At 68.8% G+C, this 26,883-nt stretch carries 23 protein-coding genes; 12 read left to right on the top strand and 11 right to left on the bottom strand.

What is annotated here, in order from left to right; genetic code table 11:
- Positions 1-48: 48 nt before the first annotated feature.
- The 3 genes from IEX91_RS03050 to IEX91_RS03040 all read right to left on the bottom strand — a co-directional run bounded on the left by IEX91_RS03050 (position 49) and on the right by IEX91_RS03040 (position 2,872).
- On the bottom strand, positions 49-1,131 hold the full coding sequence (locus tag IEX91_RS03050; protein WP_188877042.1) for a hypothetical protein: 1,083 nt from the start codon (positions 1,129-1,131) through the stop codon (positions 49-51).
- A gap of 19 nt (positions 1,132-1,150) precedes the next feature.
- Positions 1,151-1,720, bottom strand: a complete 570-nt coding sequence (locus tag IEX91_RS03045) for a UGSC family (seleno)protein (RefSeq protein ID WP_188877041.1) — start codon at positions 1,718-1,720, stop codon at positions 1,151-1,153.
- 69 nt (positions 1,721-1,789) lie between these two features.
- Positions 1,790-2,872, bottom strand: coding sequence for a hypothetical protein (locus IEX91_RS03040; protein WP_188877040.1), 1,083 nt, complete (start codon positions 2,870-2,872; stop codon positions 1,790-1,792).
- 110 nt (positions 2,873-2,982) lie between these two features.
- Here IEX91_RS03040 and IEX91_RS03035 point away from each other — a divergent pair, with 110 nt between their 5' ends.
- From IEX91_RS03035 to IEX91_RS03025, 3 genes are all read left to right on the top strand, one after another.
- Positions 2,983-3,894 carry an NAD(P)/FAD-dependent oxidoreductase gene (locus IEX91_RS03035; RefSeq protein ID WP_188877039.1) on the top strand — a complete coding sequence of 304 codons (912 nt, stop codon included), beginning with the start codon at positions 2,983-2,985 and terminating at the stop codon, positions 3,892-3,894.
- A 181-nt stretch (positions 3,895-4,075) separates the two neighbouring features.
- Entirely contained in the window at positions 4,076-5,617 is a 1,542-nt protein-coding gene (locus IEX91_RS03030; protein WP_229772769.1) for a GMC family oxidoreductase, read from the top strand.
- Between the two features lie 98 nt (positions 5,618-5,715).
- Positions 5,716-6,471 carry an SDR family NAD(P)-dependent oxidoreductase gene (locus IEX91_RS03025; RefSeq protein WP_188877037.1) on the top strand — a complete coding sequence of 252 codons (756 nt, stop codon included), beginning with the start codon at positions 5,716-5,718 and terminating at the stop codon, positions 6,469-6,471.
- A 77-nt stretch (positions 6,472-6,548) separates the two neighbouring features.
- Here IEX91_RS03025 and IEX91_RS03020 read toward each other — a convergent pair whose 3' ends face one another.
- Positions 6,549-7,991, bottom strand: coding sequence for an aldehyde dehydrogenase family protein (locus IEX91_RS03020; RefSeq protein ID WP_188877036.1), 1,443 nt, complete (start codon positions 7,989-7,991; stop codon positions 6,549-6,551).
- 253 nt (positions 7,992-8,244) lie between these two features.
- On the opposite strand from IEX91_RS03020, the gene IEX91_RS03015 reads away from it, so the two are divergent.
- On the top strand, positions 8,245-9,282 hold the full coding sequence (locus IEX91_RS03015; RefSeq protein WP_188877035.1) for a zinc-binding dehydrogenase: 1,038 nt from the start codon (positions 8,245-8,247) through the stop codon (positions 9,280-9,282).
- 31 nt (positions 9,283-9,313) lie between these two features.
- On the opposite strand, the gene IEX91_RS03010 is transcribed toward IEX91_RS03015, so the two are convergent.
- Together IEX91_RS03010 and IEX91_RS03005 are read right to left on the bottom strand one after the other, a co-directional pair.
- Complete coding sequence (locus IEX91_RS03010) at positions 9,314-9,820, bottom strand: Zn-ribbon domain-containing OB-fold protein (protein WP_188877034.1); 507 nt, start codon at positions 9,818-9,820, stop codon at positions 9,314-9,316.
- Complete coding sequence (locus tag IEX91_RS03005; protein WP_188877033.1) at positions 9,817-11,010, bottom strand: thiolase C-terminal domain-containing protein; 1,194 nt, start codon at positions 11,008-11,010, stop codon at positions 9,817-9,819. Before IEX91_RS03005 ends, IEX91_RS03010 begins: the two co-directional genes overlap by 4 nt.
- Positions 11,011-11,529: 519 nt before the next feature.
- Between IEX91_RS03005 and IEX91_RS03000 the strand changes: the two genes are divergently transcribed.
- The 4 genes from IEX91_RS03000 (at position 11,530) to IEX91_RS02985 (ending at position 17,235) form a co-directional block, all read left to right on the top strand.
- Positions 11,530-12,282 carry an IclR family transcriptional regulator gene (locus tag IEX91_RS03000; protein WP_229772768.1) on the top strand — a complete coding sequence of 251 codons (753 nt, stop codon included), beginning with the start codon at positions 11,530-11,532 and terminating at the stop codon, positions 12,280-12,282.
- A 42-nt stretch (positions 12,283-12,324) separates the two neighbouring features.
- Positions 12,325-14,265 carry a 3-hydroxyacyl-CoA dehydrogenase/enoyl-CoA hydratase family protein gene (locus IEX91_RS02995; RefSeq protein WP_188877032.1) on the top strand — a complete coding sequence of 647 codons (1,941 nt, stop codon included), beginning with the start codon at positions 12,325-12,327 and terminating at the stop codon, positions 14,263-14,265.
- A gap of 69 nt (positions 14,266-14,334) precedes the next feature.
- Positions 14,335-16,017 (top strand): acyl-CoA synthetase, encoded by a 1,683-nt coding sequence (locus tag IEX91_RS02990; RefSeq protein ID WP_188877031.1) that lies wholly within the window; start codon positions 14,335-14,337, stop codon positions 16,015-16,017.
- Between the two features lie 66 nt (positions 16,018-16,083).
- Positions 16,084-17,235, top strand: a complete 1,152-nt coding sequence (locus IEX91_RS02985) for an acyl-CoA dehydrogenase family protein (RefSeq protein WP_188877030.1) — start codon at positions 16,084-16,086, stop codon at positions 17,233-17,235.
- A 141-nt stretch (positions 17,236-17,376) separates the two neighbouring features.
- Here the strand turns inward: IEX91_RS02985 and IEX91_RS02980 are convergent, their stop codons facing one another.
- On the bottom strand, positions 17,377-17,733 hold the full coding sequence (locus IEX91_RS02980) for a VOC family protein (protein WP_188877029.1): 357 nt from the start codon (positions 17,731-17,733) through the stop codon (positions 17,377-17,379).
- A gap of 198 nt (positions 17,734-17,931) precedes the next feature.
- Between IEX91_RS02980 and IEX91_RS02975 the strand changes: the two genes are divergently transcribed.
- Positions 17,932-18,987 (top strand): zinc-dependent alcohol dehydrogenase, encoded by a 1,056-nt coding sequence (locus IEX91_RS02975; RefSeq protein WP_229772767.1) that lies wholly within the window; start codon positions 17,932-17,934, stop codon positions 18,985-18,987.
- Here the strand turns inward: IEX91_RS02975 and IEX91_RS02970 are convergent.
- Together IEX91_RS02970 and IEX91_RS02965 are read right to left on the bottom strand one after the other, a co-directional pair.
- Positions 18,977-19,507 carry a VOC family protein gene (locus IEX91_RS02970; protein WP_188877027.1) on the bottom strand — a complete coding sequence of 177 codons (531 nt, stop codon included), beginning with the start codon at positions 19,505-19,507 and terminating at the stop codon, positions 18,977-18,979. The two genes, IEX91_RS02975 and IEX91_RS02970, sit on opposite strands and share 11 nt — an antisense overlap.
- A 90-nt stretch (positions 19,508-19,597) precedes the next feature.
- A complete protein-coding gene (locus IEX91_RS02965) occupies positions 19,598-21,085 on the bottom strand; it encodes an aldehyde dehydrogenase family protein (protein WP_188877026.1) in 1,488 nt (495 codons plus the stop codon).
- A gap of 495 nt (positions 21,086-21,580) precedes the next feature.
- Here IEX91_RS02965 and IEX91_RS02960 point away from each other — a divergent pair, with 495 nt between their 5' ends.
- The gene (locus IEX91_RS02960) at positions 21,581-22,138 is read left to right on the top strand and encodes a hypothetical protein (RefSeq protein ID WP_188877025.1); all 558 of its coding nucleotides are present in this window, start codon (positions 21,581-21,583) and stop codon (positions 22,136-22,138) included.
- Between the two features lie 61 nt (positions 22,139-22,199).
- Complete coding sequence (locus IEX91_RS02955; RefSeq protein ID WP_188877024.1) at positions 22,200-22,943, top strand: hypothetical protein; 744 nt, start codon at positions 22,200-22,202, stop codon at positions 22,941-22,943.
- Positions 22,944-22,974: 31 nt separating this feature from the next.
- Here the strand turns inward: IEX91_RS02955 and IEX91_RS02950 are convergent, their stop codons facing one another.
- Together IEX91_RS02950 and IEX91_RS02945 are read right to left on the bottom strand one after the other, a co-directional pair.
- Positions 22,975-24,246 carry a tubulin/FtsZ family protein gene (locus IEX91_RS02950; RefSeq protein ID WP_188877023.1) on the bottom strand — a complete coding sequence of 424 codons (1,272 nt, stop codon included), beginning with the start codon at positions 24,244-24,246 and terminating at the stop codon, positions 22,975-22,977.
- A gap of 3 nt (positions 24,247-24,249) precedes the next feature.
- The gene (locus IEX91_RS02945; protein WP_188877022.1) at positions 24,250-25,428 is read right to left on the bottom strand and encodes a tubulin/FtsZ family protein; all 1,179 of its coding nucleotides are present in this window, start codon (positions 25,426-25,428) and stop codon (positions 24,250-24,252) included.
- Positions 25,429-26,028: 600 nt separating this feature from the next.
- Between IEX91_RS02945 and IEX91_RS02940 the strand changes: the two genes are divergently transcribed.
- Positions 26,029-26,835, top strand: coding sequence for an aldo/keto reductase (locus tag IEX91_RS02940; RefSeq protein WP_188877021.1), 807 nt, complete (start codon positions 26,029-26,031; stop codon positions 26,833-26,835).
- The last annotated feature ends 48 nt before the right edge of the window (positions 26,836-26,883 follow it).

The following is a 26,883-nucleotide window of genomic DNA, read 5'->3' as shown; positions in this document are numbered from 1 at the left end:
GGTTTGGTCGCGGTCCCGGCGGGAACCGACGGGCGGTCCGAGTGACGCTCAGTCGTAGAAGCCCTCGGTCGGAACCCAGTTCTCCTCGATGGCGTACTCCTCTCGGAGGTCGTCCCAGTTGTCCGGGAACTCGATCTTCTTCGTGACGGGACCGCCGATCGAGGTGCCGGCGATGGCGTTCACCCGTCCGGGGCCGCCGACGGCGATGAGGTTGATGGCGTCCGCATCGGCGTACTGCTGGATCTGTCGTGGCGGGACCTTCCCCGTCTCGCCGCGGGGTTCCTCGTAGCCGTCGAGCGTCCGGTAGGAGTTCTCGACGAGGTACTCCTTGACCTCCTGCTTGCTCAGGTCCTCCTTCTCCAGCTCCTCCGCGTTGTACGGGTTGAAGAAGTGCGTGATCGTCGCGTTGAGGTCCTCGCCGGAGCTCGCGCGCATCGAGGTCGGCGTGTTCTCGATCATGTTTCGCAAGACGTTCTCCGCGTTGTTCTCGTCGGGGAACCACTGGACCCAGCCGTTCGGCCCGGAGAGCGAGATCGTGCTGTCCCCCTCGTCGTAGCCGTTCGTGACGTGGTAGGGCTCCCACGGACTGGCGTCCTGGTTCTCGCCGGCGAGGAAGCTGAACTTGAAGGGGTTGCCCATCACGCCCATGTCCTTCTCGCCGGGATAGATCTTCGCGGTGTTCCGGTAGGCGATCCCGAGCGCCCGCGCGATCGTCTGGTTCGCGTGGAAACTCGGCCCGAACGCCCCGGAGCTCGTCTCGATGCCGAGCGCCTCACGAACGGGACCGTTGACGATCCATTGGTAGGCCCACGATCCCGTGCTGACGGAGAACTGAATCGAGTTCGAGTCGGGGTCCGCCAGCGCCCGGATACCGGCCTCCAGCACCGGCATGTAGGTCGGTAGACAGCCCGCCATCACGGCGTTCGACGCCAGCTGCTCGACCGTGATCGCGTTCTCGTTGTTGCCGAGGTCGCCGAGGACGTGGTCGCGGGGTTTGTCGGTGCCGCGAAGCATCTCCTCGACCCGCTCGTCGGTCGGCGGGATCACCGGGAGGCCGTCGGTCAGGCCGTCCTCGTACAGCGACTGATTGATCTCCTCTAGCGACTGCTCGTCTGGTGAGTGCTGGGACATGAATATCTCGGGGCGGGGATTACTGCGCGACCGGGTCGGCGCGCTCTTTGTCGTTCAGGGGGCGGGTGAGCTCGTCGATGATACCGTCGAGGACGTCGTCGGTGACCTCGTCGCGGACGCGCTCGAGGTCGGTCGTCTCGCATCGGACCGGGGTCTTCTTGTAGCGCAGCGGACGGCCGCGCTCGACGGCGTTGGACTGATAGTCGAGCTCGAACCCCTCGTCGATGAGTCCGACGCCCGGCGTTCCGGCGTCCTCGATGAACTCGATCCCCCACGTGAGGAACTTCGTGCACGAGCCGCAGTCGCCGATGGCTCCGATGGCGACGTCGACGTCCTCGGCCCACTCGGTGACCGCCGCCTGCTCCTCGTCGTTCTTGATCTGATTGAGGTGCTCGACGTGGTACCACTCGAACGTCGCGTCCGGATAGCGCTCGGCGAGCATCTCCTGGACCGCGGTCAAGAGGGGTTCGGCCGCCGGCTTCCCGTTGTCGTACAGCCCGATGTGCGTCCCATCAAGCGAGTCGACGCGCGGGGTGAGTGGCTTCTGGTCCGTGTCGTTGCCCGTCGAGGAGGGGGTTACGAGACCCATAGTATGGGTACTATACGCACTGACAATATAGTTTTTGGTGACAGATAATGATGTATGCGTGCTGTGGGGTCATTCGGTGGGCCCGTACTCGGCGACGAGCGCCGACCAGCCGTCGGGGTAGTCGATCGGCTCCGTCACCGGCCCTCCGATCGACGGCCCGATGACGGCGTCGCACCGGCCGGTCCGCCCGCCGCCAGCGACGACGCGAACGTACTCGGGACCCCTGATCTGTGGCACCTGCGCGTTCTCGACGCGACCGTGGTAGCCCTCGAGCGCACCCTCCCAGAGGACCCCCTTCTGGAACTCATCAACTGGAATCGCGGAGTTGTCCGCGACGTACCGCTTGACGTCGCGCTTCGAGAGCCCGGCGTCCGCGAGGAGGTCGATGCTCGCGGGACAGAGGACGTACGTGATCGTCTGATCGAAATCGCCGCCCTGCTGCTCGCCGCTGACCATCGCCGGCGGCGTGTTGGCGAGCATCCCGCGGAGGACGGCTTCCGCCTCGGCCGCCGCCGGCTCCCACTGGACGAAGCTGTTCGGTCCGGAGAGCGAGATCGTGCTGTCCCCCTCGTCGTAGCCGGCCGTGACGTGGTAGGGCTCCCACGGGCTGGCCTCCTCGTGCTCCCCGAGGAGGAGGCTGAACTTGAATGGGTTGCCCATCACGCCCATGTCCTTCTCGCCGGGGTGGATCTTCGCGGTGTTCCGGTAGGCGATCCCGAGCGCCCGGGCGATGGCCCGGTTCGCGCGGTAGTTCGGCCCGTACGCGCCCGTCCCGCCGGCGATCCCGACGTCGCCGCGGACGGGGCCGTTGACGATCCACTGGTAGGCCCACCCACCCGTGCTGACGGAGAACTGGATCGAGTTCGAGTCGGGGTCCGCCAGCGCCCGGACGCCGGCCTCCAGCACCGGCATATGGGTCGGCAGACAGCCCGCCATCACGGCGTTCGACGCCAGCCCCGCGACCGTGATCGGGTTGTCGTCGTTCCCGAGGCGACCGATGACCGCGTCGTCCGGTGTATCCGTGCCGCGCAGCATCTCCTCGACCCGCTCCTCCGTCGGCGGAATCACCGGGAGGCCGTCCGTCATCCCCTGCCGGTAGAGGGTGCGCGAAACCGCCGCTATCGACTCGTCGTCGGCGTCGTCTCGGACCATGTGTCAGTGCCGGCTACTCCGTCGGTCGCCTTCGTCTTTGTGCCGACGCGGGCGAATCCGAGCGGGAGAAAGCTTTTTTGCGCTCTCTCGCGGACCTGCGCGTGGCGACAATGGTACACGACGTTCTCATCATCGGGACGGGACCCGCCGGGTTGGCCGCGGGCACGTACGCCGGCCGGGCCGCGCTCGACACGCTGTTCTTCGAGGCGGAGTCGATCGGCGGCGAACTGGTGAATCGACACGAAGTCGAGTCCTTCCCGGGGTTCCCGGGCGGCGTCGCAGGCACCGACCTGCGCGCGCGACTCGTCGAACAGGTCGAGCAGTACGAGGTCGACGTGGAGCTGGAGGCCGTGAAGGCCGTCGAGCCCGGCGACGGTGACGATCCCCACGTGGTCCGTGCGGGAGGGGAGGCCCACGAGGCGGAGACGGTCATCGTGGCGACGGGGAGCCACTCCGAACGGCTCGGCGTCGACGGCGAGGAGGAGTACGAGGGACGCGGGATCTTCCACTGTGCGACCTGCGACGGACCGCTCTACCGAGGCGAGCGCATCGCGGTCGTCGGCGGCGGGAACCACGCGGCGATCGACGCCGTCTTCCTCACGGACTACGCCTCGGAGGTACTCCTCCTCACGCCCGACGCGGAGCTGTCGGCGGACGCGGCGTTCCGCGATCGGGTGGCGGAGGCGGACGGGCTCACGGTCCGGACGGACGTCGCGGTCACGGAGGTGCTGGGGAGCGACGGCGTCGTGGACGGCCTCGCGGTCGTCGACGCCGAGGGCGAGCCGGAGACGATCGAGATCGGGGGACTGAACGTCAACGTCGGCTCCGTGCCGAACACCGAGTTCCTCGACGGCGCCGTGGCGCTGGACGACGAGGGAGCGGTCGTCGTCGGCCCGGACATGGAGTCCAGCGTTGAGGGCATCTTCGCGGCGGGCGACGTCCGCCAAGACAGCGTCTTCGAGATCGGCGCCGGCGTCGGCGACGGCATCACCGCCGTCGAGTCGGCGAAGGAGTACCTGTAGCGCGGCGGTGAGCGGCGACGGGCCGCCGCGGACGGCGTGACGTGGAGCAGGTGCGACCGCACGACGGTGGACTCGGGTGGGCCATGGGACGCGAGCGCCGGTGCGACGAGGCCGTTTCGCAACCGATCACCGGTAACCGGAAATTATTAGTTATATTCTATCTATGATTGCATCGTTAATCATGTACGACTACATCATCGTCGGCGGTGGGAGCGCGGGGTGCGTGCTCGCCCGCCGACTGACGGCAGACGAGGACGTCGACGTGCTGGTCCTCGAATCGGGCGAGCCGGCAGAGGACCGCGACATGGTCAAGGATCCCACGCGGGTCTGGGACGTCCTCGGCTCCGACCTCGACTGGGAGTTCGAGACCGAGCCCCAACCCGGGCTCAACGGCCGTCGGATCGACTGGCCCCGCGGGAAGGCGCTCGGCGGGTCGAGCGTCATCAACGGCATGGCGTACGTCCGCGGCCACCCCGACGACTACGACCGGTGGGAGGAACTCGGCAACGAGGGGTGGGGGTACGACGAGATGCTCGACTACTTCAAGAAGTCCGAGAGCCTGAACGCCGACGGCGACGAGGCGTACCACGGTCACGACGGGCCGCTGAGCGTCTGGCGCGGGTCTCCGAACGAGTTCAGCGAGACGCTCGTCGAGGCCGGGCGGGAGGCGGGGCTCGACGTGAACATGGACTTCAACGGCGAGCAGCAGGCGGGGATCGGCTACTACCACTCCACGATGGACAACGGCCACCGACACAGCGCGGCGGCGGCGTTCATCAAGCCCGTCCTCGATCGCCCGAACCTCCACGTCGAGACGAGCGCGCACGTCACCGAACTCACCTTCGACGGCGACCGGGCGACCGGCGCGGTCTACGAACAGGACGGCGCGACGGAAACCGCGGAAGTCACGGACGACGGCGAGGTCCTCCTCGCCGCCGGGGCGGTCCAGACGCCCCAGCTACTGATGCTCTCGGGCATCGGCCCCGCCGACCACCTCGAAGAGCACGGCATCGACGTCCGTCACGACCTCCCGGGCGTCGGACGGAACCTCCAAGACCACCTGCGCGTGCCGGTCGTCTACGAGAGCTCGGAACCGATCGAGGCCGCCCCGGAGCCCATCGAGACGGCGGACGGCGAGGAACGAGGGACCCGCTACGACCGCTCGATGGTCGGCGCCTTCGAGCGCTCCGATCCGGACCTCCCCGCGCCCGACCTCCAGTACGGGCTCGCGCCTGGCGCGGAGAACGACCCGCAAGCCGGATTCTCGATCATGGTGCTGCCGTTACGGCCGAGCGCGCGCGGGCGCGTCACGCTCCAGTCCGCCGACCCCCACGACGATCCGGTGATGGACCCCGAGTACATGCTGGACGAGGAGGACGTCGAGGACTTCGTCACGGGCATCCGCCGCGCGCGTCGGATCGGCGAGACGGACGCGCTCACGGAGTACCGCGAACGCGAACTCTATCCGGGCGAGGACGCCCAGAGCGACGAGGAGATCGCGGAGTACATCCGGAACAACGCCGTCTCGGGCTACCACCCGACCTGCACGTGCAAGATGGGCGACGACGAGATGGCCGTCGTCGACGACGACCTCCGACTCCACGGCATCGACGGCCTCCGCGTCATCGACGCCTCCGTGATGCCCCGCGTCCCCAGCGGGAACACGAACGCGCCCACCATCGCCGTCGCGGAGAGGGGCGCGGACCTCGTTCGGAACGACTGAACCGACGCGTCGGTACGCTCTCCACGGGCGACGTCCGCGCACGCGTAAACACGGCAATCGTTCGTTATCTTTAACCCGGTTCGCGGTGACGGGGAGGTATGATAGACCTCGACGGAGAGACGGCTATCGTCACCGGCGGCGCACAGGGATTCGGCCGCGAGATCGCGACACGGCTCGGGGAGGCCGGGTGTGACGTCGTGATCGCCGACATCCAGGTGGAGCTCGCGGAGGAGACGGCGGACGACCTCCGCGCGGACGGGGTCGACGTCGAAGTCGTCGAGTGCGACGTCACCGACCCGGCGTCCGCGGAGGCGCTCGTCGAGGCGACGGTCGAGCGCTTCGGGAGCCTCGAAATCCTCGTCAACAACGCCGGCGGGAGCAGCACCGACCACTTCACTGACCTCGACTACGACGAGTGGGAGAGCGGCATCTCGCTCAACCTCTCGGGGCCGTTCAACTGCTCGAAGGCCGCCTCGGCGGAGATGCTGGAGCACGGGAACGGCCGCATCGTCAACATCTCCTCGATGGCGGGGACGAACGTCACCGTCCACGGGAACCCGAGTTACACCGCGGCGAAGTGGGGGCTCATCGGCCTCTCGAAGCACACCGCCCGCGACCTCGGGCCGGACGTCCGCGTGAACGCGGTCTGTCCCGGCGGCTCGCCGAACGGCCCGCTCGAACGCGGCGTCACCTCCGAGGACGTCGCCGACACCGTCCTCTTCCTCGTCTCCGACCTCTCCGAGTACGTCAACGCGACCGCCATCGAACTCGACGGCGGCGGGAGCCTGAACGAGCGCCCGGACTACCTGAGCAAGCCGCCGGAGGAGTGGCCGGAGTTCCTCCAGGACCAGTAAGTCGGCGGGGCTCGGCGGGCGACGCGTCGCGCGCGAAAAAGCGGTGTTCGGGGTCGACCGAGCGGCCGGAGCCGCGTTCAGCGCTCGGTGAGGTTGACGCAGATGTTCTTCGTCTGGAGATAGGAATCGAAGGCTTCCATCCCCATCTCGCGACCGATGCCGCTCTTCTTGAAGCCGCCGAACGGCGCGCCGATCGGGCCGCCGAACCACTGATTGACGTAGACGCTCCCCGCCTCGATCTGCTCGGCGGTGTTGAGCGCGGCCCGGATGTCGTCGGAGAAGACGCCGCCAGTGAGTCCCATCTCGACGTCGTTGGCGATGTCGACGGCCTCGCGGCGCTCCGAGAACGGGATGACGCAGAGCACCGGCCCGAAGATCTCCTCCTGGGCGATCCGCATGTCCGTCTCGACGTCCGAGAAGACCGTCGGTTCGACGAAGTAGCCGTCGCGGTTGAGGGCCTCGCCGCCCGTCTCGATGGTCGCGCCCTCCTCGACGCCGAGGTCGATGTAGTCCATCACCTTCTCGAAGTGCGCCTCGTAGTTGAGGGGGCCCATGTCGGGGTCGTCGATGCCGTCGCCGAGCTCGTAGGCGTCGGCGCGCTCGACGACGAGGTCGAGGAACTCGTCGTAGACGTCCTCGTGGACGATGGCGCGGTCCGCGGCGGCGCAGATCTGCCCGGTGTTCATGAAGATGCCGAGCGCGATGGCGTCGGCGGCCTCCTCCAAGTTCGCGTCGGGGAGGACGACGGCGGGGTTCTTGCCGCCGAGTTCGAGCGTGACGGGCGTGATGTTCGCCGCGGCGGACTCCATGACGGCCGCGCCGGTCTGGACGCTCCCCGTGAAGGAGACGGTGTCGACGTCCTCGTGGCCGGAGAGCGCCGCACCCGGTTCCGCCCCGCCGGTGACGACGTTGATGACGCCGTCGGGCACGCCGGCGTCCTCGAAGAGCTCCGCGAGGTGGATCGCCGAGAGCGGCGTGGTCGGTGCGGGCTTGATGACGACCGTGTTGCCGGCGACGAGCGCGGGTGCGGTCCCCTGCCCCATCAGGTTCAGCGGGGCGTTCCACGGGATGATCTGCGCGCTCACGCCGTAGGGTTCCCGAACGGTGAAGTCGACCTCCTCGCCGCCCGTCGGGATGCTCTTGCCTTCGAGTTTGCCCGCCGCGCCCGCGTAGTATTCGAGGGTCTGCGCGAGGCCCTCGACGGCGCCGCGGGAGTCGGAGAGGGGTTTGCCCTGATCGCGCGTCTCGACCTCCGCGAGGGTCTCCGCGTTCTCGCGGACGACGTCCGCGAGGCGCTCGACGACCTCGCCGCGCTCCGTGGGGGTCTTCGCCTGCCACTCCGGCAGGGCGTCGCGGGCGGCCGCGACCGCGCGGTCGACGTCCTCGCTCGTCCCGGCCGCGAACTCCGCGATGGGTTCCTCCGTCGCGGGGTCAATCGTCTCTCGGTACTCCCCGCCCGCCGATTCGACGAGCTCGCCGCCGATGAACATCCGGTATCGCTCGTTAGTCGCAAGTGACATGATTTGTGGACAACGGCCGACCGTCTCCGCGCTGGTGGGTCCGCTGTTGTCCCCGCGTACGGACGCGACCCAAATAGTTCTATCCATAACGATCCTTATGGTTCGGCGGGCGACGCCGCGGGCGGCGCGTCCCCCACAGTGCGGCGGTCGACCGCCCCCGATGGACCACGGGCGACCGACGATCCGCGACCCGGATCCCCCCAGGAACAATATACGACGATTTATGTGCATAGACGCGCGTGTATCGAGCGTCATGCGAGCAGCCAGATACCACGGCAACCGCGACGTCCGCGTGGAGGACGTCGCGGCGCCCGAACCCGAGGCGGACGAGGTCGTCGTCGACGTCGCGGCCTGCGGCATCTGCGGGTCAGACCTAGCCGAGTACAGCCACGGCCCGCGCGCCGGCGAGGCGTCGCTCCCCTACGTCATGGGCCACGAGTTCGGCGGCACCGTCGTCGAGGCGGGCGCCGACGCGGACGTCGACGTCGGCACGGACGTCGTGGTGAACCCGCTCGTCGCCTGCGAGGACTGCTGGTGTTGCGACGCCGGGATGTACAACCTCTGTCGGGACCTCACCGTCGTCGGCGCACAGCGTCCGGGCGCGTACGCGGAGCGGGTGAGCGCGCCCGCGACGAACGTCGTCCCGCTCCCCGACGGCGTCTCGCCGGAGCTCGCCGCCGTCGCCGAACCGTTCACGGTCGCCTACCACGGCCTGTTGCAGTCACCGATCCGATCGGGCGACGACGTCGCCGTCGTCGGGATGGGGCCGATCGGGCTCGCGACCGTCCAGTTAGCGCGTGATATGGGCGCCGGGTCGGTGTACGCGTCCGGCCACCGCGAGGCACGACGCGCGCTCGCCGCGGAGGGCGGGGCCGACGTCGTCGTCGACCCGCGCGAGACCGACTTCGTCGAGACCGTCCGCGGAGACACCCGGGGCGGGGCCGACGTCTCCTTCGACGTCACCGGGACCGAGTCCGGCTACGCAGACGCGATCGAGGCCGCCCGGCCGGGCGGGCATACGACGCTCGTCGGCGTCTTCGAGGACGAGATCGAGGCGGACGTCATGGCGTACGTGAGCGCCCAGCGGAGCGCGAGCGGGTCCGCCGCCTACCAGACCGGCCCGCGGGCCGCCGAGGAGTTCGGGACCGTCCTCCGGAAGTTCGCCGCGGGCAACCTCGACCCCGAGTCGCTCGTGACGTCGCGGATCGACCTGACGGATATCGAGTCGGAGGGCTTCGAGGCGCTCGCGGACGGCGGATCGGGTGAGGTGAAGGTCCTCGTGCGCCCGTAGCGTGGGAGCCGGGGGACGGCTCGCGGAGCGCCTACGCGTCCACGTCCGCGTCCGCGTCCGCCGGAACGAAGCGGTAGAAGACGCGTTCGAGGTCGGCGGGACCCTCGATGTCGACGACCTTCAGCGTCACCGGATCACCGATGGTGAGGTCGTCGTACTCGGCGTCGTCGATACGCGCCGAGAGGCGGACGTCGACGCCGTCGAGATCGACGATGCCGACGACGAACGGGAGGTCGTCGACTTTCCCGATCGGCGCGCCGGCGCGCATCACCGAGAACGCGTGGAGCGTCCCGGTGTGCGGGAGCGACGCGTACGAGAGGTCATCGCTCGTGCACTCGGGGCAGACGACGCGCGGCGGGAAGTGGAGTTCGCCACAATCGGCACACTCGGTCGTCGTGAGCGACCCGTCGTCGAGGTTCGCGTAGAACTCGTGGATGCGCGTCTCGTCCTCGCTTTGGATCTCGTAGAAGTCGAAGAGCCGCGGGAAGTCCACGCTGTCCGGCAGGCTCGTCGACCCGCGGGGCGGCTCGTCGCTCATCGCGGATCCCTCCCGAGCGTCATGACGCTGTGAACCGACGCGCTCCCGCTGAGGTTGTGGATGAGCCCCGTCTCGGGACCGTCCGGGACCTGTCGGGCAGACTCGACGCGGCCCGTGAACTGCTTGTGGACTTCGAGGGCCTGCGAGACGCCGGTCGCGCCCAACGGGTGGCCACAGCCGAGCAGCCCGCCGCGGGGATTGACGGCGATGTCGCCGTCGAGTTCGCTGCGACCGTCCTCGATGAACTGACCGCCCTCGCCCTTCTCGACCCACCCGAGGTCCTCGTACTCGATGATCTCGCTGATCGAGAAGCAGTCGTGGATCTCGGCGACGTCGAGTTCCTTCACGGGGTCGTCGATCCCGGCCTGCTCGTAGGCCTGCTCGGCGGCGACGGTCGCCTGCGGCCACGCGGAGAACGACGGGACGTTGTTGACCGAGTTGCCCGCCATACATGATTGGCCGCTCCCGGTGATGTACGTCGCCTCGTCCGTGACCTCGCGGGCCTTCTCCTCGCTCATGAGTATGAGGCCGGCCGCGCCATCCGTGACGCCGCTACAGTCGAAGAGGTGCAGGGGCGGCGCGATCGGGTACGAGTCGAGGACGTCGTCGACGTCGATGTCCATCCGGAACTGCGCGTAGGGGTTGTTCGCGGCGTGCGTCTTGTTCTTCACCGCGACCTTCGCCAGTTGCTCTTGGGTCGTCCCGTACTCGTGCATGTGGCGCTGCCCGAGGAACGAGAAGTACGTCGGGGCGTTGAGCCCGTTGACGCCGTCGAACTCGCGGTCGACGACGTTCGACATGCTCGTCTGCATCTCCTCGTCGTGGCCGTCGGGGAGGTTCATCTTCTCAACGCCGATGACGAGCGCGGTGTCGAGTTGGCCCGCGGCGATGGCGAGCCACGCGTAGCGGAGCGCGGCCTGTCCGCTCGCGCACGCGAGCTCCGTCCGGGCGATCATCGAATCGGCCTCGACGCCGAGGAGTTCGGCGACGAGCGGCGCGACGTGCGATTGGAACGCGAAGCGCTCGGGCTGCACGGCGCCGACGAACAGCCCTTCGACGTCCGGCGGGCCGACGTCCGGTACGTCGTCGAACGTCGCTTTCCCGGCCTCCTGCGCGAGGTCCTTCCACGTCGCGTCGCGCTCGCCCCAGTCGGTGTGACCGCCACCGACGATCGCGGCGTTCCGCGTCACGGCGCGGCCTCCGGTGCGTCGTCACCGACCACAGCGTGCCGCTCGTTATCACTCTGCATCAATCGTTACATCACGGAGTATCACAATCAATGTTGCGGTCCGTGGGCGCGTCGACGGTCGCACCGGAGCGAGTAACCGTGAGTAAGCGCGACACTATCGCGGTCGACGGCGCCCACGTAGTTATAGTTTGAGTGGGCGGTTCGCCGGCGCGCGCCGTCGGCCCGTCGTCGTCCGTCGCCAGCACGCCGATCGGCGGCGAACCGTCAGCAGACTCGTTTGGTAATAGGAAACGAACGCTCGTGGGGCGACGGCTTCGACGCACTCCTTTACGAAGATACAGGTGTAATTCGGTCGCGGTCGGGTGGAGACCCCCTGATCCGATCCGTTCGGTCATCGCGTCGATCGCGGAGCGGCTACCGCCGACTCGACGGCGACGACGCGATACGGCCGCGCCGACGACTCGGCGTCTCGTCTGATATACCCAAACGAATTTGGGCGTGCGCGGTGAACGACGGGACGATGACGACGCCAACGATGCAATCGGTCGAGCGGGTCTTCGAGGTCGTCGAGGTGCTCTGGCGCGAGGACGGCGCCGGGCCGGCGGCGGTCGCCGAGGCCCTCGACGTCCATCGGAGCACCGCGCACGGGTACCTGCGCTCGCTCGAAGCCGTCGGCTACGCGGTCAACGACGGCGGGACGTACGAGCTGAGCTACCGGTTTCTCGACATGGGGACGCGTCTCCAGTACCGAAACCGGGTCTTTCAGGCCGCACGCGAGGAGATCTCTCGGCTCTCGCGCGAGACCGAAGAGCTGCCGACGCTCGTCGTCGAGGAGGCGGGGAGCGCGGTCATCCTCCACCAACGCCCGGGGGCGAACGCCCTCGAACTCGGGACGTACTCGGGGATGCGGACCCCGCTACACACGACGGCGTCGGGGAAGACGATCCTCGCGCACATGCCCGCGGAGCGCGTCGACGCGATCCTCGACGGCGGCCTCGAACGGGTGACCGAGCGGACCGTGACCGACCCCGATCGGCTCCGCAAGCGACTGGCGACCGTCCGTGAGGACGGGCACGCCGTCGACGTCGACCAGCAGGTCGTGGGAATGGGGACGGTCGCCGTCCCGCTCCACCCCGACGACGACCACGTCGCCAGCCTCGCCATCGCCTGCCCGTCCGAGCGGATCCGGAACGAGTCGTATCAGGACGAACTGCTCGGCGCGCTCAAGGAGTCGCGCAACCGCGTCTCGATCAAGTATCAGTACGGACGATAGGCACCGTCACCTTGATTACCGGTTGCGCGAATGGATGGCACGATGGGACGCGAAATCGACACCGTCGCAGTGCTCGGAGCGGGAAGCATGGGCCACGGGATCGCCGAGGTCGCGGCGATCGCGGGCTACGACGTCACCCTCCGGGACATCGAGGAGTCGTACGTCGAAGACGGGTACGAGCAACTGGAGTGGAGCGTCGGAAAGCTGGCCGAGAAGGGGCAACTCGATCAGGACCCCGACGCGGTCCTCGATCGCGTGCGGACGACGACGGACCTCGAGGCGGCCGTCGGAGACACGGACCTCGTCGTCGAGGCCATCCCCGAGGACTTGGAGATGAAGCGTGACCTCTTCGCCGACGTCGAGGCGGCCACGGCCGCGGACACGATCCTGGCGACGAACACGTCGAGCCTGCGCGTGACCGACATCGCGGCGGAGACGGAGCACCCCGAGCGCGTCTGCGGGATGCACTTCTTCAACCCGCCGGTGAAGATGGACCTCGTCGAGGTCGTCTCCGGGGAGGAGACGGACGACGACGTCGTCGACGCGGCCTACGGGTTCGTGGAGTCGCTCGATAAGACGCCGGTGCTCGTCCGCAAGGACATCCCGGAGTTCGTCGTGAACAACGTCCTCGTCCCGTTCATGGAGGAGCCCGGCTGGATGCGTGATGCCGGCGAGGCCGACGTCAGACAGGCCGACGCGGCGATGGTGTACCGTCGCGGCTACCCGATGGGCCCGTTCGAACTCGCCGACTTCGGCGGTCTCGACATCTTCGTCCACACCCGCGAGCAGTGGAACGAGCCGGTGCCGGAGTGTTATCGATCGCTCGTCGACGGCGACGACCTCGGGCGAAAGACCGGCGAGGGCTTCTACGACTACGAGGACGGTCCCGGGGTGGATTACGAACCGGGCGACGGCGAGGGCTTCAACACGCTCCGCGTCGAGGCCCGGATGATCAACGAGGCGGCGCGACTCGTCGGGCAGGACGTCGCGGACCCCGAGGACATCGACATCGCCATGCGCCTCGGCGGCGGGCTCCCCGAGGGAACGTGTCGTACCGGCGATAAGCTCGGTCTCGGTCGCGTGCTGGAGAAGCTGGAAACCCTCCACGAGGAGACGGGCGCACCGCGGTACGAGCCCGCCGATTATCTGGTCGAGCTCGTCGAGTCGGGGCACACCGGCGAGGACGCCGGGCGGGGCTTCTACGACTACTCCGACGGCGGCCCGTACCACTACATCCGACACGAGATCGACGAGGACGGCGTGCTCCGCGTCGTCTTCGACCGCGAGGAGCGGCTGAACGCGCTCTCGGACGACATGCTGAACGAGATCGACCGGCTGCTCAAGACCGTCGACACCGACGAGGTCACCTGCGTCACCTTCGAGGGCGCGGGTGATCGCGCGTTCAGCGCGGGCGCGGACATCACGGGCTTCACGACCGCGGACGCGACCGACCTGATGGCGGTCGAGGACGCCGTGGAGACCATCTACGACTTCGAGCGCCCGACGATCGCCAAGATCGACGGCCTCTGTCTCGGCGGCGGTTTCGAGATCACGATGGCCTGCGACATCCGGCTGGCCACGGAGGGGTCGCGACTCGGGAGCCCCGAGATCAACCTCGGCCTCATCCCCGGCGGCGGCGGCACGCAGCGCCTCGTGCGCCTCGTCGGCGAGGCGCGCACGAAGGAGCTCGTCTTCCGCGGCGAACAGATCAGCGCCGAGAAGGCCGTCGACTGGGGCATCCTGAATCGCGCCGTCCCCGAGTCCGAATTCGAGGAGACCGTCGAGGCGTTCGTCTCCGACATCGCGAACGGTCCGCAGACCGCGCTCAAGGTCGCAAAGCAGGTCATCAACGAGGGGCAGGACGCGAGCCTGAAGACCGCCATCGCCATGGAGAGTCAGGCGTTCGGCCTGTTGTCGACGACCGACGACATGCTGGAGGGCGTCGAGGCGTTCACCCACGACCGGGATCCCGACTTCGAGTAGGGCCCCGGATTTCGTGTTACGTGACATAGATAACGTTTATTGTAGTGTATCCGGAACAGGTGGAACTGAATGGACGAAATAGACCGGCTGGAGAACTACTACTTCCACGAGCAGGGCTTCGACACGATCGAGGAGGCCCGCGAGTGGTTCGAGTGGGAGATCCCGGAGACGTTCAACATCGCGCACTACGTCTGTGACCGGTGGGCGGCGGCGAAGAAGAACGGCGTCGCGCTCTACATCGACGACGGCGAGGAGCGGACGTACACCTTCCGACAGCTCCGCGGGTACGCGAACCGCTTCGCGAACTACCTCGACGAGCGCGGCGTCGAGGCGGGCGATCGCATCGCCGTCAACGGGACCCAGCGCCTCCAGTCGCTCGTCGCGCACCTCGCGGCGTTCAAGCTCGGGGCGGTCACCGTCCCGCTCAGCGTGCTCCTCGGGACCGACGGCCTCCGCTACCGGCTCGACGACTCCGACGCCGTCGCGTTCGTCGTCGACGAGGGCGCGATCGAGACGTTCCGGCCGATCCGTGACGACCTCGACTCGCTCTCGTTCGTCGTGACGAGCGAGGGGTTCGACCGGGGGGACGAGACGTGTTTCTGGGACGCGATCGAAGGGCGGAGCACCGAGTTCGAGACGCGCGCGACCGATCCGGCGGATCCGGCCTGCATCATCTACACGAGCGGGACGACGGGCCAACCGAAGGGCGCGGTCCACGCCCACCGCCACCTGCTCGGCCTCCTCCCGCAGTTCGTCAGCCTCCAGGGCCACGAGACGGGCGACGAGCAGGTCGTGCGGACCATCTCGGAGTGGTCGTGGATCATGTCGCTGAATCAGATGGTGCTCCCGCCGCTGTTCTACGGCATCCCGGTCGTCGGCCGGCCCGAGGGGAAGTTCGACGCCGAGGCCGAGTTCGAGCTCGTCGAGCGCTTCGAGGTGACGCAGTTGAACCTCCCGCCGACCGCCGTCCGGATGATGATGCAGGTCGAGGACGCGGACGAGCGCTACGACCTCACGAGCCTCCAGTCGTTCTCGACGGGCGGGGAGTCCGCCGGCGAGAGCATCATCGATTGGGCGACGACGACCTTCGAGAACGCCGCGTTCGTCGAGGGGTACGGATCCACGGAGGTCGGCGGCCTCATCTCCGACGACCCCGGCTTCGGTATCGATCACCGTATCGATTACTTCGGCGTCCCCTCGGTCGGCCACGAGGTGGCGATCCTCGACCCCGACACGCGCGAGGAGGTGACGGATCCCGGCGAGATCGGCGAGCTCGCCGTGAAGTACGAGGGCGATCCGATGCTGTTCGTCGAGTACCTCGGGAAGCCGGAGGCGACCGCGGAGAAGGTCCAGGACGGCTGGCTTCTCTCCGAGGACCTCGTCTCTCGGGACGAGGACGGCTACTTCCAATTCCACGCCCGCGACGACGACCTCATCATCAGCTCCGGCTACCGCTTCGGGCCGAACGAGATCGAGGAAGCGCTCGTCACCCACGACGCCGTCTCCGAGGCCGGCGTCATCGGCGTCCCCCACGAGACGCGCGGCGAGATTCCGAAGGCCTTCGTCGTCCTCGCGGACGGCTACGAGGCGTCCGACGACTTACGCGACGACCTCCAGGCGCACGTCAAAGAGCGCCTGGCGAAGTACGAGTACCCGCGCGAACTGGCGTTCGTGCGCACGCTCCCGCGGACGTCGACGGGCAAGATCCGACGGACCGAGCTCCGCCAGGAGGAGGGCATCGAGGAGCCGTAGCGTGACGGTGACGAGACGGTCGACGGCGGCGAAAGGGCTTTGCTGGCCTTCCGCGTCCGTCCCGACATGGAGCTCTTAGACGAATCCTCGGTTCCGGCGGAGGTCCGCGAGGCCAAACGCGACGCGCGGGCGTTCGCCCGCGAGCACGTCGAGCCGAACGCGGCGCGCCACTTCGCGGACGGGACGTATCCACGGGAAGTCGTCGAGGCGGCGGTCGAGGCGGATCTCGTGGGGATCGAGATCTCCGAGGCGTACGGCGGCCGGGGCGCGTCGCTGCGAGAGAGCCTCGCCGTCACGGAGGAACTCTTCCGCGCGGACGCCGGGATCGGGATGGCGATCCGCGGGCGGAGTTTCGGGACGAACGTCCTCGAACGCTACGGCACCGACGAGCAAAAAGAGCGCTACTTACCGGGGATCCCGAGCGGCGAGTCGTTCACCGGCATGGCGATCTCCGAGCCCGAGACGGGGAGCGACCTCGCCGGGATGACGACGCGGGCGGAGCGGGAGGGCGACGAGTGGGTCATCGACGGGGAGAAGTACTGGATCGGAAACGGGATCGACGCCGATTGGGTTCTCACGTACGTCAAGACGGAGGAGACGGACGATCGACACGCGAATCACTCGCTCGTCGTCGTCCCGACCGACGCGCCGGGCTACGCGGCCGAGCACATCCCGGAGAAGATCGGGATGCGCGCCTCCCAGCAGGCACACATCGTCTTCGACGACTGTCGCGTGCCGGCGGAGAACCTCGTCGGCGAGCGCGGTGAGGGGTTCCGCATGGTCGCGGAGTTCTTCGATCACGGCCGTATCTCCGCCGCCGGTCACGGGCTCGGAATCGCCGCCGCGGCCATCGAGGAGGCGTGGGCGTTCGTCGACGACCGCGAGGAGTTCGGGCGACCGATCGGCGAGTTCCAGTCCGTCCAGCACGACCTCGCGGACATGCGCACGGAGTTCGAGAGCGCGCGTGCGCTGACGTGGCGCGCGGCAGAGCGGGTCGAGACGGACGAGGCGGCGAGCGACTGGAGCGCGATGGCGAAGACGAAGGCCACGGAGACCGCCGTCGAGTGCGCCGAGACCGGGATGCGACTCCACGGCGGTCGCGGCGTCCTCGACGAACATCGGATCTCGCGGCTCTACCGGGACGCGCGCCTCCCGCTCATCTACGAGGGCGTCAACGAAGTCCAGCGCGACATCGTCTACAAGCGATCGGAGGCCTGAGCGGTCGGCGCGGGCGCGACGGGACCGGGGGCGAACGCCGCACGCGCACGCGACCCCGAGTCGGCGACGACGTGACGCGCGGATCGAAGCGGGAGCGTGGGGGTGAGAAACGAGGGGCACCCGATGCCCGTAGCGGACGCGTTACTGCTCGATCAGTTCGACGGTGTACCCCTCGGGGTCGGTGACGAAGGCCGCGCGCGTCTCGTCGTCGATGTCGAACGGCTCCCGTTCGAGCGTCGCGTCCCACCCACTGACGGCCGTCTCGACGGTCGCGTCGAGGTCGTCGACGCCGACGGAGAGGTGGTTGATGCCCGCGGGAACGACGGGGTCGTCGACCTCGCGGAACTGGATCTCGGCCGGTCCCTCGCCCCCGACGCAGTAGTTGTGCGTCCCCTCGACGGTGAACGCCCGAGTGAAGCGGAGACCGAGCGCGTCCTCGTAGAACCCGCTGGCCGTCTCGATATCGGTGACGTCGACGGCGACGTGGAGCACGTCCATACGACCGCTACGGCGACCGGCGCGAAGAAGTTTGTGATCCGTGTGAACACACTGCATTGAGTGTGCACGCGGCGGACCGCAGCGCTCAGCCACGTACCGCCGGGACCCGACCGAGACGCCGCGAACCCGCATCCAAACGTGATGCGTGAACTCTACCCGAAAACACGATTATCGTTCGTTCGAAACGTGGCGGCACCGATGACAGACGCGTCGATGACCGTGTTGGAGAAACGCGCGGCCGAACCGGGGATGAAGCTCGCAGAGCGGCCGATACCGACTCCGGGGGCGGACGAGGTTCGGATCGCCGTTCGGTCGGTCGGAATCGACGGCGGCGTCGAGGCCCCGCTCTACCGCTGGGACGAGTACTACCACCGTTACGAGTCCCACCTCCCGCAGGTGTTCGGCCACGAGTTCGCGGGCGTCGTCGACGCCGTCGGCGCAGACGTCGTCGATTGGACCGGCGGTGAGCGCGTCGCGGTCGAGCCGCGCGTCTCCTGCGGGCGCTGTCGGAACTGCCGCGAGGGGCGACAGAACCTCTGCACGGAGAAACCGGGGTTCTCGCCACACGGCCGGCGGGCGATCGGGATCGACGTCGACGCGCCGGGCGCGCTCGCCGAATACGTCGTCGTCCCCGCGCGGAACCTCTACGAGCTTCCCGGGAGCGTCACGTTCGACGAGGGCGTCTTCCTCGAACTGCTCGCGATCGGCGTCCACGCCGTCGAGGCGTCGTCGTTCGAGATGGGCGATCGGGTGGCGATCGCGGGACCGGGATCCGCGGGGTTGAGCGCGCTGCTCGCGGCCCGTGCGGCGGGCGCGAGCGAGATCGTGATGATCGGGGCCGATATCGACGAGGGGACGCGGCTCCCGATCGCCGCCGAGATGGGCGCGACGGCGACGCGGAACGCGACGGAGGGAGCACTCGATCGACCCGTCGACGTGTTCGTCGAGGCCTCGGGGCACGAGTCGGCGTTTCGGCTGGCGGAGTCGAGCACTCGACCCGGCGGCGAAATCGTGCAGGTCGGCGTCTTTCATGACGATCGCGTCTCCGTCGCGCTCACGGCGCTGCTCAACGACGAGGTGTCGATCCGGACGGTAAACGGACGCCGACAGTCCGACTGGCGACGCGCGCTCGCGCTGTCGGAGAGCGTCGACCTCTCGCCCGTCGTCGGCCCCGCCTTCGACATGGCCGACTACGAAGCGGGGTTCGCGGCCGAAGCCGAACGCGCGGGCGTCAAAGTCGTCCTCAATCCGTGAACGGCCGCGTCGGGTCCACGCCGAACGACCCGTAGAGATTCGCGTCCGAGCCGGGTACCGGTGGGTCGAGGTCGGTGCGCTCGACGACGTTCGGCACGACCGTTCGATCGAGGGCGTCGACGTCGGGGGCGTTGACCTCGATCAGGTTCCCGGCCGGGTCGCGGACGTACAGTTGAGCGGTCCGGATCGTCGGCAGGTAGTAGACCGGCGGGTCGCCGTCGGCCCAGTCACCGCCCCCGGTGACACCGAGGTCGTCGAACGCGGCCGCGGAGTGCGCCTCGACCGCCGCGTACACCCCTTCGAGGTCGTCGACGTGGACGCCGAAGTGGTGAAAGGCCGGCGCGTCGGCGTCGGTCTCGACGAGGTGCAACTGGAGGCCGCCGCAGTCGAGCCACTGCACCGGGAGGTCCCAGTCCGGCGTCGGGACGGGTTCCATCCCGAAAACGCCGCCGTAGAAGTCGACCGCCTCGTCGAGGTCGTCGATAGCGATCGTGACGTGCGTGTACGTGGATCTGGTCACGGCAGTACTACCGCACAATTAGTAATAAATATTCGTGCGTGTCGGGCGGCGCGCGACTCGTTCTTCGATAGCGGGGCGCGGGGGCGGTCCTCAGAACCCGTAGTCGCGCTGTTCGTGCTGGACGCTCATCCACTTCGTCTGCGTGAACTCGTGGATGACCTCGTCGGCGTTGAACCGACCGATCCCGGAGGCACCGACGCCGCCGAAGGGCATGTGCGGCTCCTCGTTGATCGGCTGGTCGTTGACGTGGATCATCCCCGTCTCGACGCGCTTGGCGATCTCGCGCCCGCGTCCGGTGTCGCCCGCGTAGACGCTGCCGGAGAGGCCGTAGTCGGTGTCGTTGGCGATCTCGACCGCCTCGTCGACGTCGCTCGCGCGGATGACGGGAGCGATGGGACCGAAGTGTTCGTTACACGCCGCCGGCATGTCGTTCGTCACGCCGGAGAGCACGGTCGGTTCGACGACGAGCGAGTCCGCGACGTCGTCGAGGTCGTGGACGCCGCCGCCGGCTTCGAGGGTCGCGCCCGCGTCGATCGTGTCCTCGACGAAGCCGAGGACGGAGTCGCGCTGGGACTCGTTGACGATCGGGCCGACGATCGTCTCCGGGTCGTGGGCGCTCCCGGTGGGGACGTGCTCGGCCATCCCCGCGAGCTTCTCGACGTACTCGTCGTAGACGTCGTCGACGACCACGTGGCGGTTGATCGAGATGCAGATCTGCCCGGAGTGGATGAACGAACCGAACGCCCCGGCCTCGACGGCGTCGTCGACGTCCGCGTCCCCGGCGACGATGTGCGCGTTGTTCCCGCCGAGCTCCATCGCGGGGAGCGCGAGGTTCCGTCCCGCCGTCGCCGCGACCTCGCGGCCGACCGCCGTGCTCCCCGTGAACGCGACGACGTCCGCGTCCGGGTGGCCCGCCATCCGGTCGCCGATGGCGGAGCCGCGCCCCGTGACGACGTTCAGGACGCCGTCGGGGAGACCCGCGGCCTCGAACAGCGCGGCGACGAGCAGGCCGCCCGTGACCGGCGTCTCGGAGGCGGGCTTGAGTACGACGGCGTTCCCCGTGGCGATCGCGGGCGCGACCGCGCGCGTCGTGAGCACCAGCGGGAAGTTCCACGGCGTGATGACGGAGACGACCCCCTCGGGCTTCCGCTCGACGATGTTCTCCTTCGCCGGGACGTTCGAGTCGGCGTGTTCGCCCTTCATTCGCGACGGGAACGTCGCGGCCTCGCCCAGCGACGCGACCGTGTTCTCCGTCTCGATGCTCGCCTTCGCGGTCGAGGACCCGCCTTCCGCCGTGAGGAGACCGACGGTGCCGTCGAACGACGATTCGAGGGCGTCCATCGCGTCGAGGACGACGCGCTGTCGGCGGCCGGGACTCGCCGCCTCCCACTCGGGTTGCGCCGCCGCGGCCGCCTCGTACGCGGCCTCGACGTCCGCTTCCGTCGACGCGGGGACGTCGAAGAGGTGTTCTCGCGTCGAGGGGTTCTCGACGGCGAGCGTCCCGCCATCCGACGCCGCCGTCCACTCCCCGTCGATGTACTGTCGTGACCACTCGCGCTCCGAGATCGCTGGGTCCATGCCGACGGCGATACGGTCAGCACGAGTATATAGGTTCGCGTCAACGAAGGGCACACGTTTCGGCCGCGGTTTCGCAGACGAGTAATGCGAAACTATATTCTGTTCTCTATATATTTCGAGATATAAGACCCGCATCTCGATCCGCGTCCGAGTTCGCAGATCGCGACTAGATCACGCGGTAAGACGGGGCGTCCCGAAAGAAGGCCTCTCGGCGCGCAATGCATGCCGTGGTCGACCAAAGGCGCGATCGCCGCGACCACCGAACCCGATTAAGTGCCGCTCGGTGAAGATCGATCGGATATCACAACTTTCCTACTAGGTGTAGAAATAGTTCACTCGCGTATCTGTTATCGGACCGGGTGGACGGTCGACAGCGGACGACGGTGGGTGGTCGCTCCCACTGGCAGCGCGTCGGGCCGGTCGAGTGTCGAACGGCAAGACGGGCGTCCGACGATGCCCGGGCGCTTAAGTCCTCGAACGTCGAAATCGGGGTGAATGGAGACGCGCGGACACCTCGGTGTCGTATTGACGGTGATCGCCAGCGTGGGGATCGTGCTCCTCGGGGCGGACCTGATCGCGCCGACGCTGACCATCGGGGCGGCACTCGTCGGCTGTCTCGCGCTCGGGGCCTGTTGCGCGCCGCTCCCGAACGCGCTCGAATCGCTCACGGGGACGCGGCGCCGCGGCTACCTCCACAGCGTCCTCGCGCCCGTCGCGTTCGCACCGGTGTGCTACCTGCTCGTCCTCGGCGTGGGCACGCAGGTCCGAACGGTCGTCGACACGGCGATCGGGGCGGCGACGTGGGGGACGATCGCGCTCGGCGTCGCCGGGACGGTCGGCGGGTCGTGGCTCGTCCACATCGCCGTCGACGGCGGGGCGCAAGGCGACGGTCGATTCGTCCTCCGGCCGTTCGCGCCCGTCTCGGACCGCTCGGTCGCGGCCGGCCTCTATCGGAGCGACTCCCCCGTGGTCAACGCGAGCGCGCTGCTCGTCGGATCGCTCACGACCGGACTCCTCGGCGTCGTCTTCTGCCTGCGCGCGCTGCTCGGCTGAGCCGACTCACGTCGCGTCGGAGTCGGGAGAGTAATGGCGTCCCCAGCGATACCTGCGGACGATGGGAACGTCATCGGACCTCCTCGCCGCGGTGAAAGTCGACCTCGTGCGACTGCTCGGGGCGTGGCTCGATCTCGTCTTCGATCGTCCGACGGACGAGTACGCGGCCCGCGGGTGGCGACCCGAGGGCACGGCGAAGCGGATCGCCTTCTGGTGTTGGAGCGCCGCGGGCGTCCTCCTGATCGCCGCGAGCTATCCGTTCGTCCTCCTCGGGTTCTGGATCCGCTACGTCGCACACCGACTCGACCGGATCGTCGCCGGACTGGGCGTCCTCGTGATCGTCGGCGTCGTCGCGCTCGTCTGGGGCGGCTTGAGCGCGCTCGCGTGGGACCGCCTACCGACCGCCGGGTTCCGCGCCGTCCTCGCCGCGAGCGTCGTCGCCACCGTCTCCGTCGGGCTCTGCTGGGCGTTCGCGAGCCACCGCTCACGAGCCCTGACGCTCGTCTTCGCCTACCCCTTCGGCGTCGCGGCCGTCTTCCTCCCGCCCGTGACGGCCGCGCTCTTCTCGCCGACGCTCGGGACCGTCGTCCTCCCCGGGAGCACGTCGCTGGCCGCGTGGCTCCTTGATAACGTCCTCGGCGTCGCGGGACTCGCGGCGACGATCAGGGCGCGCTTCGACCTCGCCGGCTTCGCGTTCGTCGGCATGTGGTTCGGGCTCGCCGTCCCGGTCGGATGGGCGCTCGGCCTGCTGGTGCGACTGGCCGACGTCGTCCGGCCACAGGAACAGTCACGGCCGCGGCGATAGGCCGCGCCGCACGGCGCGCGGACCGCGCTCGCTACTCGCTCGCGTCGTCCGCCACCGCCTCCGCGTCCTCGATCAGCGGCGCGTCGTCGCTCGCGTCGCCCGCCCCCGAGTCCGAATCGGCGGCGTCCACCCCGTCGGCGTCGCGCGTCTCGCTCGCGGCGTCAGCGCGCGCATCGTCCGCGTCGTCGTCCGATGCGGGTTCGCCCTCGCGTGCCGCCTGCACGTCGAGCGCGCGCCGTTGGAGGGTGTCGATCCGTGGCACGTCCGTGACGTTCGAGAAGATGACGACGGCTTCGAGCGTCGAGGACCGCGGGCGCGGGTCGTCGCCGGCGAGGATCTCGACGGTGTCGGCCTCGGCTTCGAGCCACTGGCGCGCGCTCTCGAAGCCGCGCCGCGAGAGTTCGCTCGGCGGCCCCGAGAGCACGACGAGCGCGCGCTCCGCGCTCGACACCTCACAGGGGATCGTGAGGCGCGTGTTCGCGGCGCGTTGGACGAGCGACTTCACCTTCGCGGCGTCCGTCGCCTCGTCGTCGTCGGTGCTCCGACTGAACCACGCCAACAGGCGACCGAGGAAGCCGCGCTCGTCCGGTTCGACGTCCGTCGAGGCGTAGCCGATCGAGGAGACGCCACCGGGTTCGAGCGTGCGGATGAGGTCGCTCGAGTCCATCGCGTTCTCCGCGACGACCGGCGAGTCGAGTTCGCCGGCGGCGAACAGCGTGGCGACGCGCGTCGCCAGCGCGCGGATCTCCGGGTCGTCGTCGCGCTCGGGATCGCCCGGCCACGTCTCGCGGTCGAAGGCGAGCGTGCTGTCGGCGGTCGGCACGACCGAGCGGAGCGCGCGCGCGGCGTTCAGCGCCGCCGTCCCGCCGTCGTCGTCGGCCGGGAGCGCGCCGAGGACGTAGAGCGGTTCGTCGTACAGCCCCTGTAGCTCCTCGACGAGGACCGACCCGGCACCGCTCCCGGTCGCGCTCCCGAGGTCCGCGACGAGGAGCACGCCGTCCGACTCGTGGATGGCGAGCGAGTCGAGCGCGCGTCGGAACTCGGGGAGATCGGCCCCCGCGACGTCGGCGGCGAGTTCGAGGTCGCCCTCGACGCCCTCGGCGGTGACGCGCTCGTGGGTGTCGCCGAGGAGGACGCGCTGGTCCTCGGGGACGGCGTCGAACCCGTCCGCGGGCGTTCGGGCGATGTCGCAGACGAGGGCGTTCCCGCGGGTGAAGGCCCGACCGGTGTCAGCCTCGACTTCGAGGATCCGATCGACCATCCGACTCCCGACCGCGCCGACGCCGACGAGTGCGAGCTTCATCGACTAGACGACGGGGTCGAGGTCGTTGTTGTCGTCCGTGATCAGGTCGTTGATCTGCTCCTCGCGTACGGCCTCCTGTTCGGCGATCTTCTCCTGGGCGTCGACCGCCTGGTTCTGGATCTGGTCGATCCGCGGCGCCTCCGTGACGTTCGAGAGGAGGACGGCGGCGGAGAGGCGCGGCGAGTTCTCGCGCGGGTCGTCGCCCACGAGCACCTCGACCGTATCGGCCTCCTGTTCGAGCCACTGGCGCGCGCTCTCGATGCCCTTCCGGGAGAACTCGCTCGGCGGCCCGGAGATGACGGCGAGCGCGCGGTCCGCGCTCGACACCTCGCCGGGGAGGGTCAGCCGGGAGTTGACGGCGCGCCGGACGAGCCCCTTGATCTTCGTCGCCTGGCTCCCGTCGTCGCGGTTGACGCGCTGGGAGTCGGAGCTCCAGCGATCGAGGAGGCCCTCGGAGGTGTCCTCGACCTGCGTCGCGGCGTAGCCGATCGAGGAGACGCCACCCGTGTCGAGCGTGCGGATGATGTCGCTCGAGTCCATCGCGTTCTCCGCGACGTCCGAGTCGTCCGTCTCGCCGGCCGCGAGGAGGGTGACGAGGCGCGCCGCGAGCTCGCGGTTCATCTGCTCGTATCCCTCTTCGATGGTCTGCTCGCGGGCCCGCCACGCGTCGTTGTCGAAGCCGATGAAGTTGTCCACCTTCGAGACGAACGACTGGAGCGAGCGCGCGGCGTTCAGCGCCGGGCGGCCGCCCTCGTACTCGCCGGGGAGGACGCCGAGTGCGTACACCGGCTCGTCGTACATCTCCTGGAGCGCGTCGATGACGACGGGACCGCCGCCGCTGCCCGACCCGCCACCGAGACCCGCGACGACGAGGATCGCGTCGACCGTGTGGATCTCGACGTCGTCGAACGCCCGCCGGATCTCGTCGAGGTCCGCCTTCGCTACTTCGGCGCCGATTTCGACGTCGCCGCCGACGCCGTGGCCCTTTGCCTTCTGGTTCGTGTCGCCGATCAGGACGCGGCGCTCCTCGGGGATGTAGTCTGGCTTCGCCAGGTCCGTGCGCGCCGTGTTGATCGCGTGCACGTGACGACAGAGGTTCCGGTCGGTACGGGACTCGAACTCCAGCATTCGGTCCACGATCTTGCTGCCGGCGTTCCCGACGCCGATCGTAGCGAGCTTCATAGCTATCGTGTTACCCGGACTCGTCTCGGACGGATAAATCCGCCGTGTGTTTCGGTGACGCAACGGACCGGGTCGATGGGGCGCCAGTCACCAGCGTCGGAGGACGCGCTCCCGACGCCGGTGTTTCCCCCGGGAGATGTAGAAGACGGCGGCGGCGAACGCCATCAGCGCGGAGCTCGCGCCGACGACGATCGCCCCGGCGAGCGCGTTGCCCCCGCTGATCGTCCGTGCGCCGGTGGCGATAGCGAGCGGCGAACCGAGGAGTTCGCGGGGGAACGCGTCGCGCGGATACAGGGCCCGAGACAGCCGACGACGAGCAACAGCAGGGAGTACGACCCGCTGCGCATTAGCGCGGGCCCCCGTCGCCCGGGTCCCCGTTCGGGGAACGCCCCAGCACCGAGGCGTCGTGACGGACCGGCGACCGGTCGCGTCACGACGCTCCCGATCGGTGAGGAGGCCGGCGGCGGGACGGGGGATGGCGGAGTGGCAGAGTAACCGCGCGAGGGGAAGCGGTGCGGCGGGGGTCGTGGTACGGCGACGCGAAGGGGTAGACGTGGCCGCGTGACGACGTTTGAAGGCGACAGGCCGAGAAGTGCGCGTATGGCCATCGAGATGCCGCGACTTGGGCTCGGAACGTACACCGACGACGATCAGGAGGGGCGCTACGACGCCGTGAAGACGGCACTCGACGTCGGCTATCGCCACGTCGACACCGCGCAGGTCTACGAGAACGAGGAGTACGTCGGCGCCGCCATCGCGGACTCGCCCGTCGAACGCGACGACGTCTTCCTCGCCACCAAGACCGTCCACAACACCGTCCCGGAATCGACCGACCTCGTTCGGGACGCCATCGAGGGCTGTCTGGATCGCCTCGGCGTCGACAGCGTCGAACTCTGTTACGTCCACTGGCCGGTCGGCGTCTACGACGCGGAGTCGGTCCTCACGACGTACCAGGAGGCCTACGACGACGGGTTGATCGACAACATCGGCGTCTCGAACTTCACGCCCGAACACTTGGCGGAGGCGCGCGAGATCCTCGACGCCCCCATCGCCGCCCACCAGTTCGAGATGCACCCGCTGCTCCCGCAGGAAGAGCTCCGGGCGGACGCCCGCGAACACGACTACTGGGCGGTCGCGTACTCCCCGCTCGCACAGGGGAGGGTCGCGGACCTCGATCCCGTCGTCGACGCCGCCGACGCGCACGACGTCAGTCCGTACCAGGTGGCGCTCGCGTGGCTCCTCTCGAAAGAGAACGTCGCGGCCGTCCCGCGCGCGACCGGCCGCGAGCACATCGCCGACAACCTCGCCGCCCGAGCCCTCGATCTGAGCGACGACGAGCTCGACGCCATCGACGCCGTCGAGGACCGCGAACGCTGTATCGATCCCGAGTGGGCGCCCTGGAACTGACCACGCGCCCGACGAGACGAGCGTGACGCGGGCGAGCGCGGCGTCGTC

It is taken from the genome of Halarchaeum nitratireducens (assembly GCF_014647155.1).
Taxonomy (GTDB): Archaea; Halobacteriota; Halobacteria; order Halobacteriales; family Halobacteriaceae; genus Halarchaeum; species Halarchaeum nitratireducens.
The sequence above is the reverse complement of the archived record's forward strand: the minus strand, read 5'-3'. Positions and strand labels throughout refer to the sequence as shown.

Bases quoted from the DNA above. Each gene is read 5' to 3' on its own strand.
- IEX91_RS02975 (WP_229772767.1), top strand. From the start codon at position 17,932: ATGACAGACGCGTCGATGACCGTGTTGGAGAAACGCGCGGCCGAACCG.
- IEX91_RS02950 (WP_188877023.1), bottom strand. From the start codon at position 24,246: ATGAAGCTCGCACTCGTCGGCGTCGGCGCGGTCGGGAGTCGGATGGTC.
- IEX91_RS03010 (WP_188877034.1), bottom strand. From the start codon at position 9,820: ATGAGCGACGAGCCGCCCCGCGGGTCGACGAGCCTGCCGGACAGCGTG.
- IEX91_RS02960 (WP_188877025.1), top strand. From the start codon at position 21,581: ATGGAGACGCGCGGACACCTCGGTGTCGTATTGACGGTGATCGCCAGC.
- IEX91_RS03045 (WP_188877041.1), bottom strand. From the start codon at position 1,720: ATGGGTCTCGTAACCCCCTCCTCGACGGGCAACGACACGGACCAGAAG.
- IEX91_RS03040 (WP_188877040.1), bottom strand. From the start codon at position 2,872: ATGGTCCGAGACGACGCCGACGACGAGTCGATAGCGGCGGTTTCGCGC.
- IEX91_RS02955 (WP_188877024.1), top strand. From the start codon at position 22,200: ATGGGAACGTCATCGGACCTCCTCGCCGCGGTGAAAGTCGACCTCGTG.
- IEX91_RS02965 (WP_188877026.1), bottom strand. From the start codon at position 21,085: ATGGACCCAGCGATCTCGGAGCGCGAGTGGTCACGACAGTACATCGAC.
- IEX91_RS03000 (WP_229772768.1), top strand. From the start codon at position 11,530: ATGACGACGCCAACGATGCAATCGGTCGAGCGGGTCTTCGAGGTCGTC.
- IEX91_RS03020 (WP_188877036.1), bottom strand. From the start codon at position 7,991: ATGTCACTTGCGACTAACGAGCGATACCGGATGTTCATCGGCGGCGAG.
- IEX91_RS03035 (WP_188877039.1), top strand. From the start codon at position 2,983: ATGGTACACGACGTTCTCATCATCGGGACGGGACCCGCCGGGTTGGCC.
- IEX91_RS02945 (WP_188877022.1), bottom strand. From the start codon at position 25,428: ATGAAGCTCGCTACGATCGGCGTCGGGAACGCCGGCAGCAAGATCGTG.
- IEX91_RS02940 (WP_188877021.1), top strand. From the start codon at position 26,029: ATGGCCATCGAGATGCCGCGACTTGGGCTCGGAACGTACACCGACGAC.
- IEX91_RS02990 (WP_188877031.1), top strand. From the start codon at position 14,335: ATGGACGAAATAGACCGGCTGGAGAACTACTACTTCCACGAGCAGGGC.
- IEX91_RS02980 (WP_188877029.1), bottom strand. From the start codon at position 17,733: ATGGACGTGCTCCACGTCGCCGTCGACGTCACCGATATCGAGACGGCC.
- IEX91_RS03015 (WP_188877035.1), top strand. From the start codon at position 8,245: ATGCGAGCAGCCAGATACCACGGCAACCGCGACGTCCGCGTGGAGGAC.
- IEX91_RS03050 (WP_188877042.1), bottom strand. From the start codon at position 1,131: ATGTCCCAGCACTCACCAGACGAGCAGTCGCTAGAGGAGATCAATCAG.
- IEX91_RS02985 (WP_188877030.1), top strand. From the start codon at position 16,084: ATGGAGCTCTTAGACGAATCCTCGGTTCCGGCGGAGGTCCGCGAGGCC.
- IEX91_RS03025 (WP_188877037.1), top strand. From the start codon at position 5,716: ATGATAGACCTCGACGGAGAGACGGCTATCGTCACCGGCGGCGCACAG.
- IEX91_RS02995 (WP_188877032.1), top strand. From the start codon at position 12,325: ATGGGACGCGAAATCGACACCGTCGCAGTGCTCGGAGCGGGAAGCATG.
- IEX91_RS03030 (WP_229772769.1), top strand. From the start codon at position 4,076: ATGTACGACTACATCATCGTCGGCGGTGGGAGCGCGGGGTGCGTGCTC.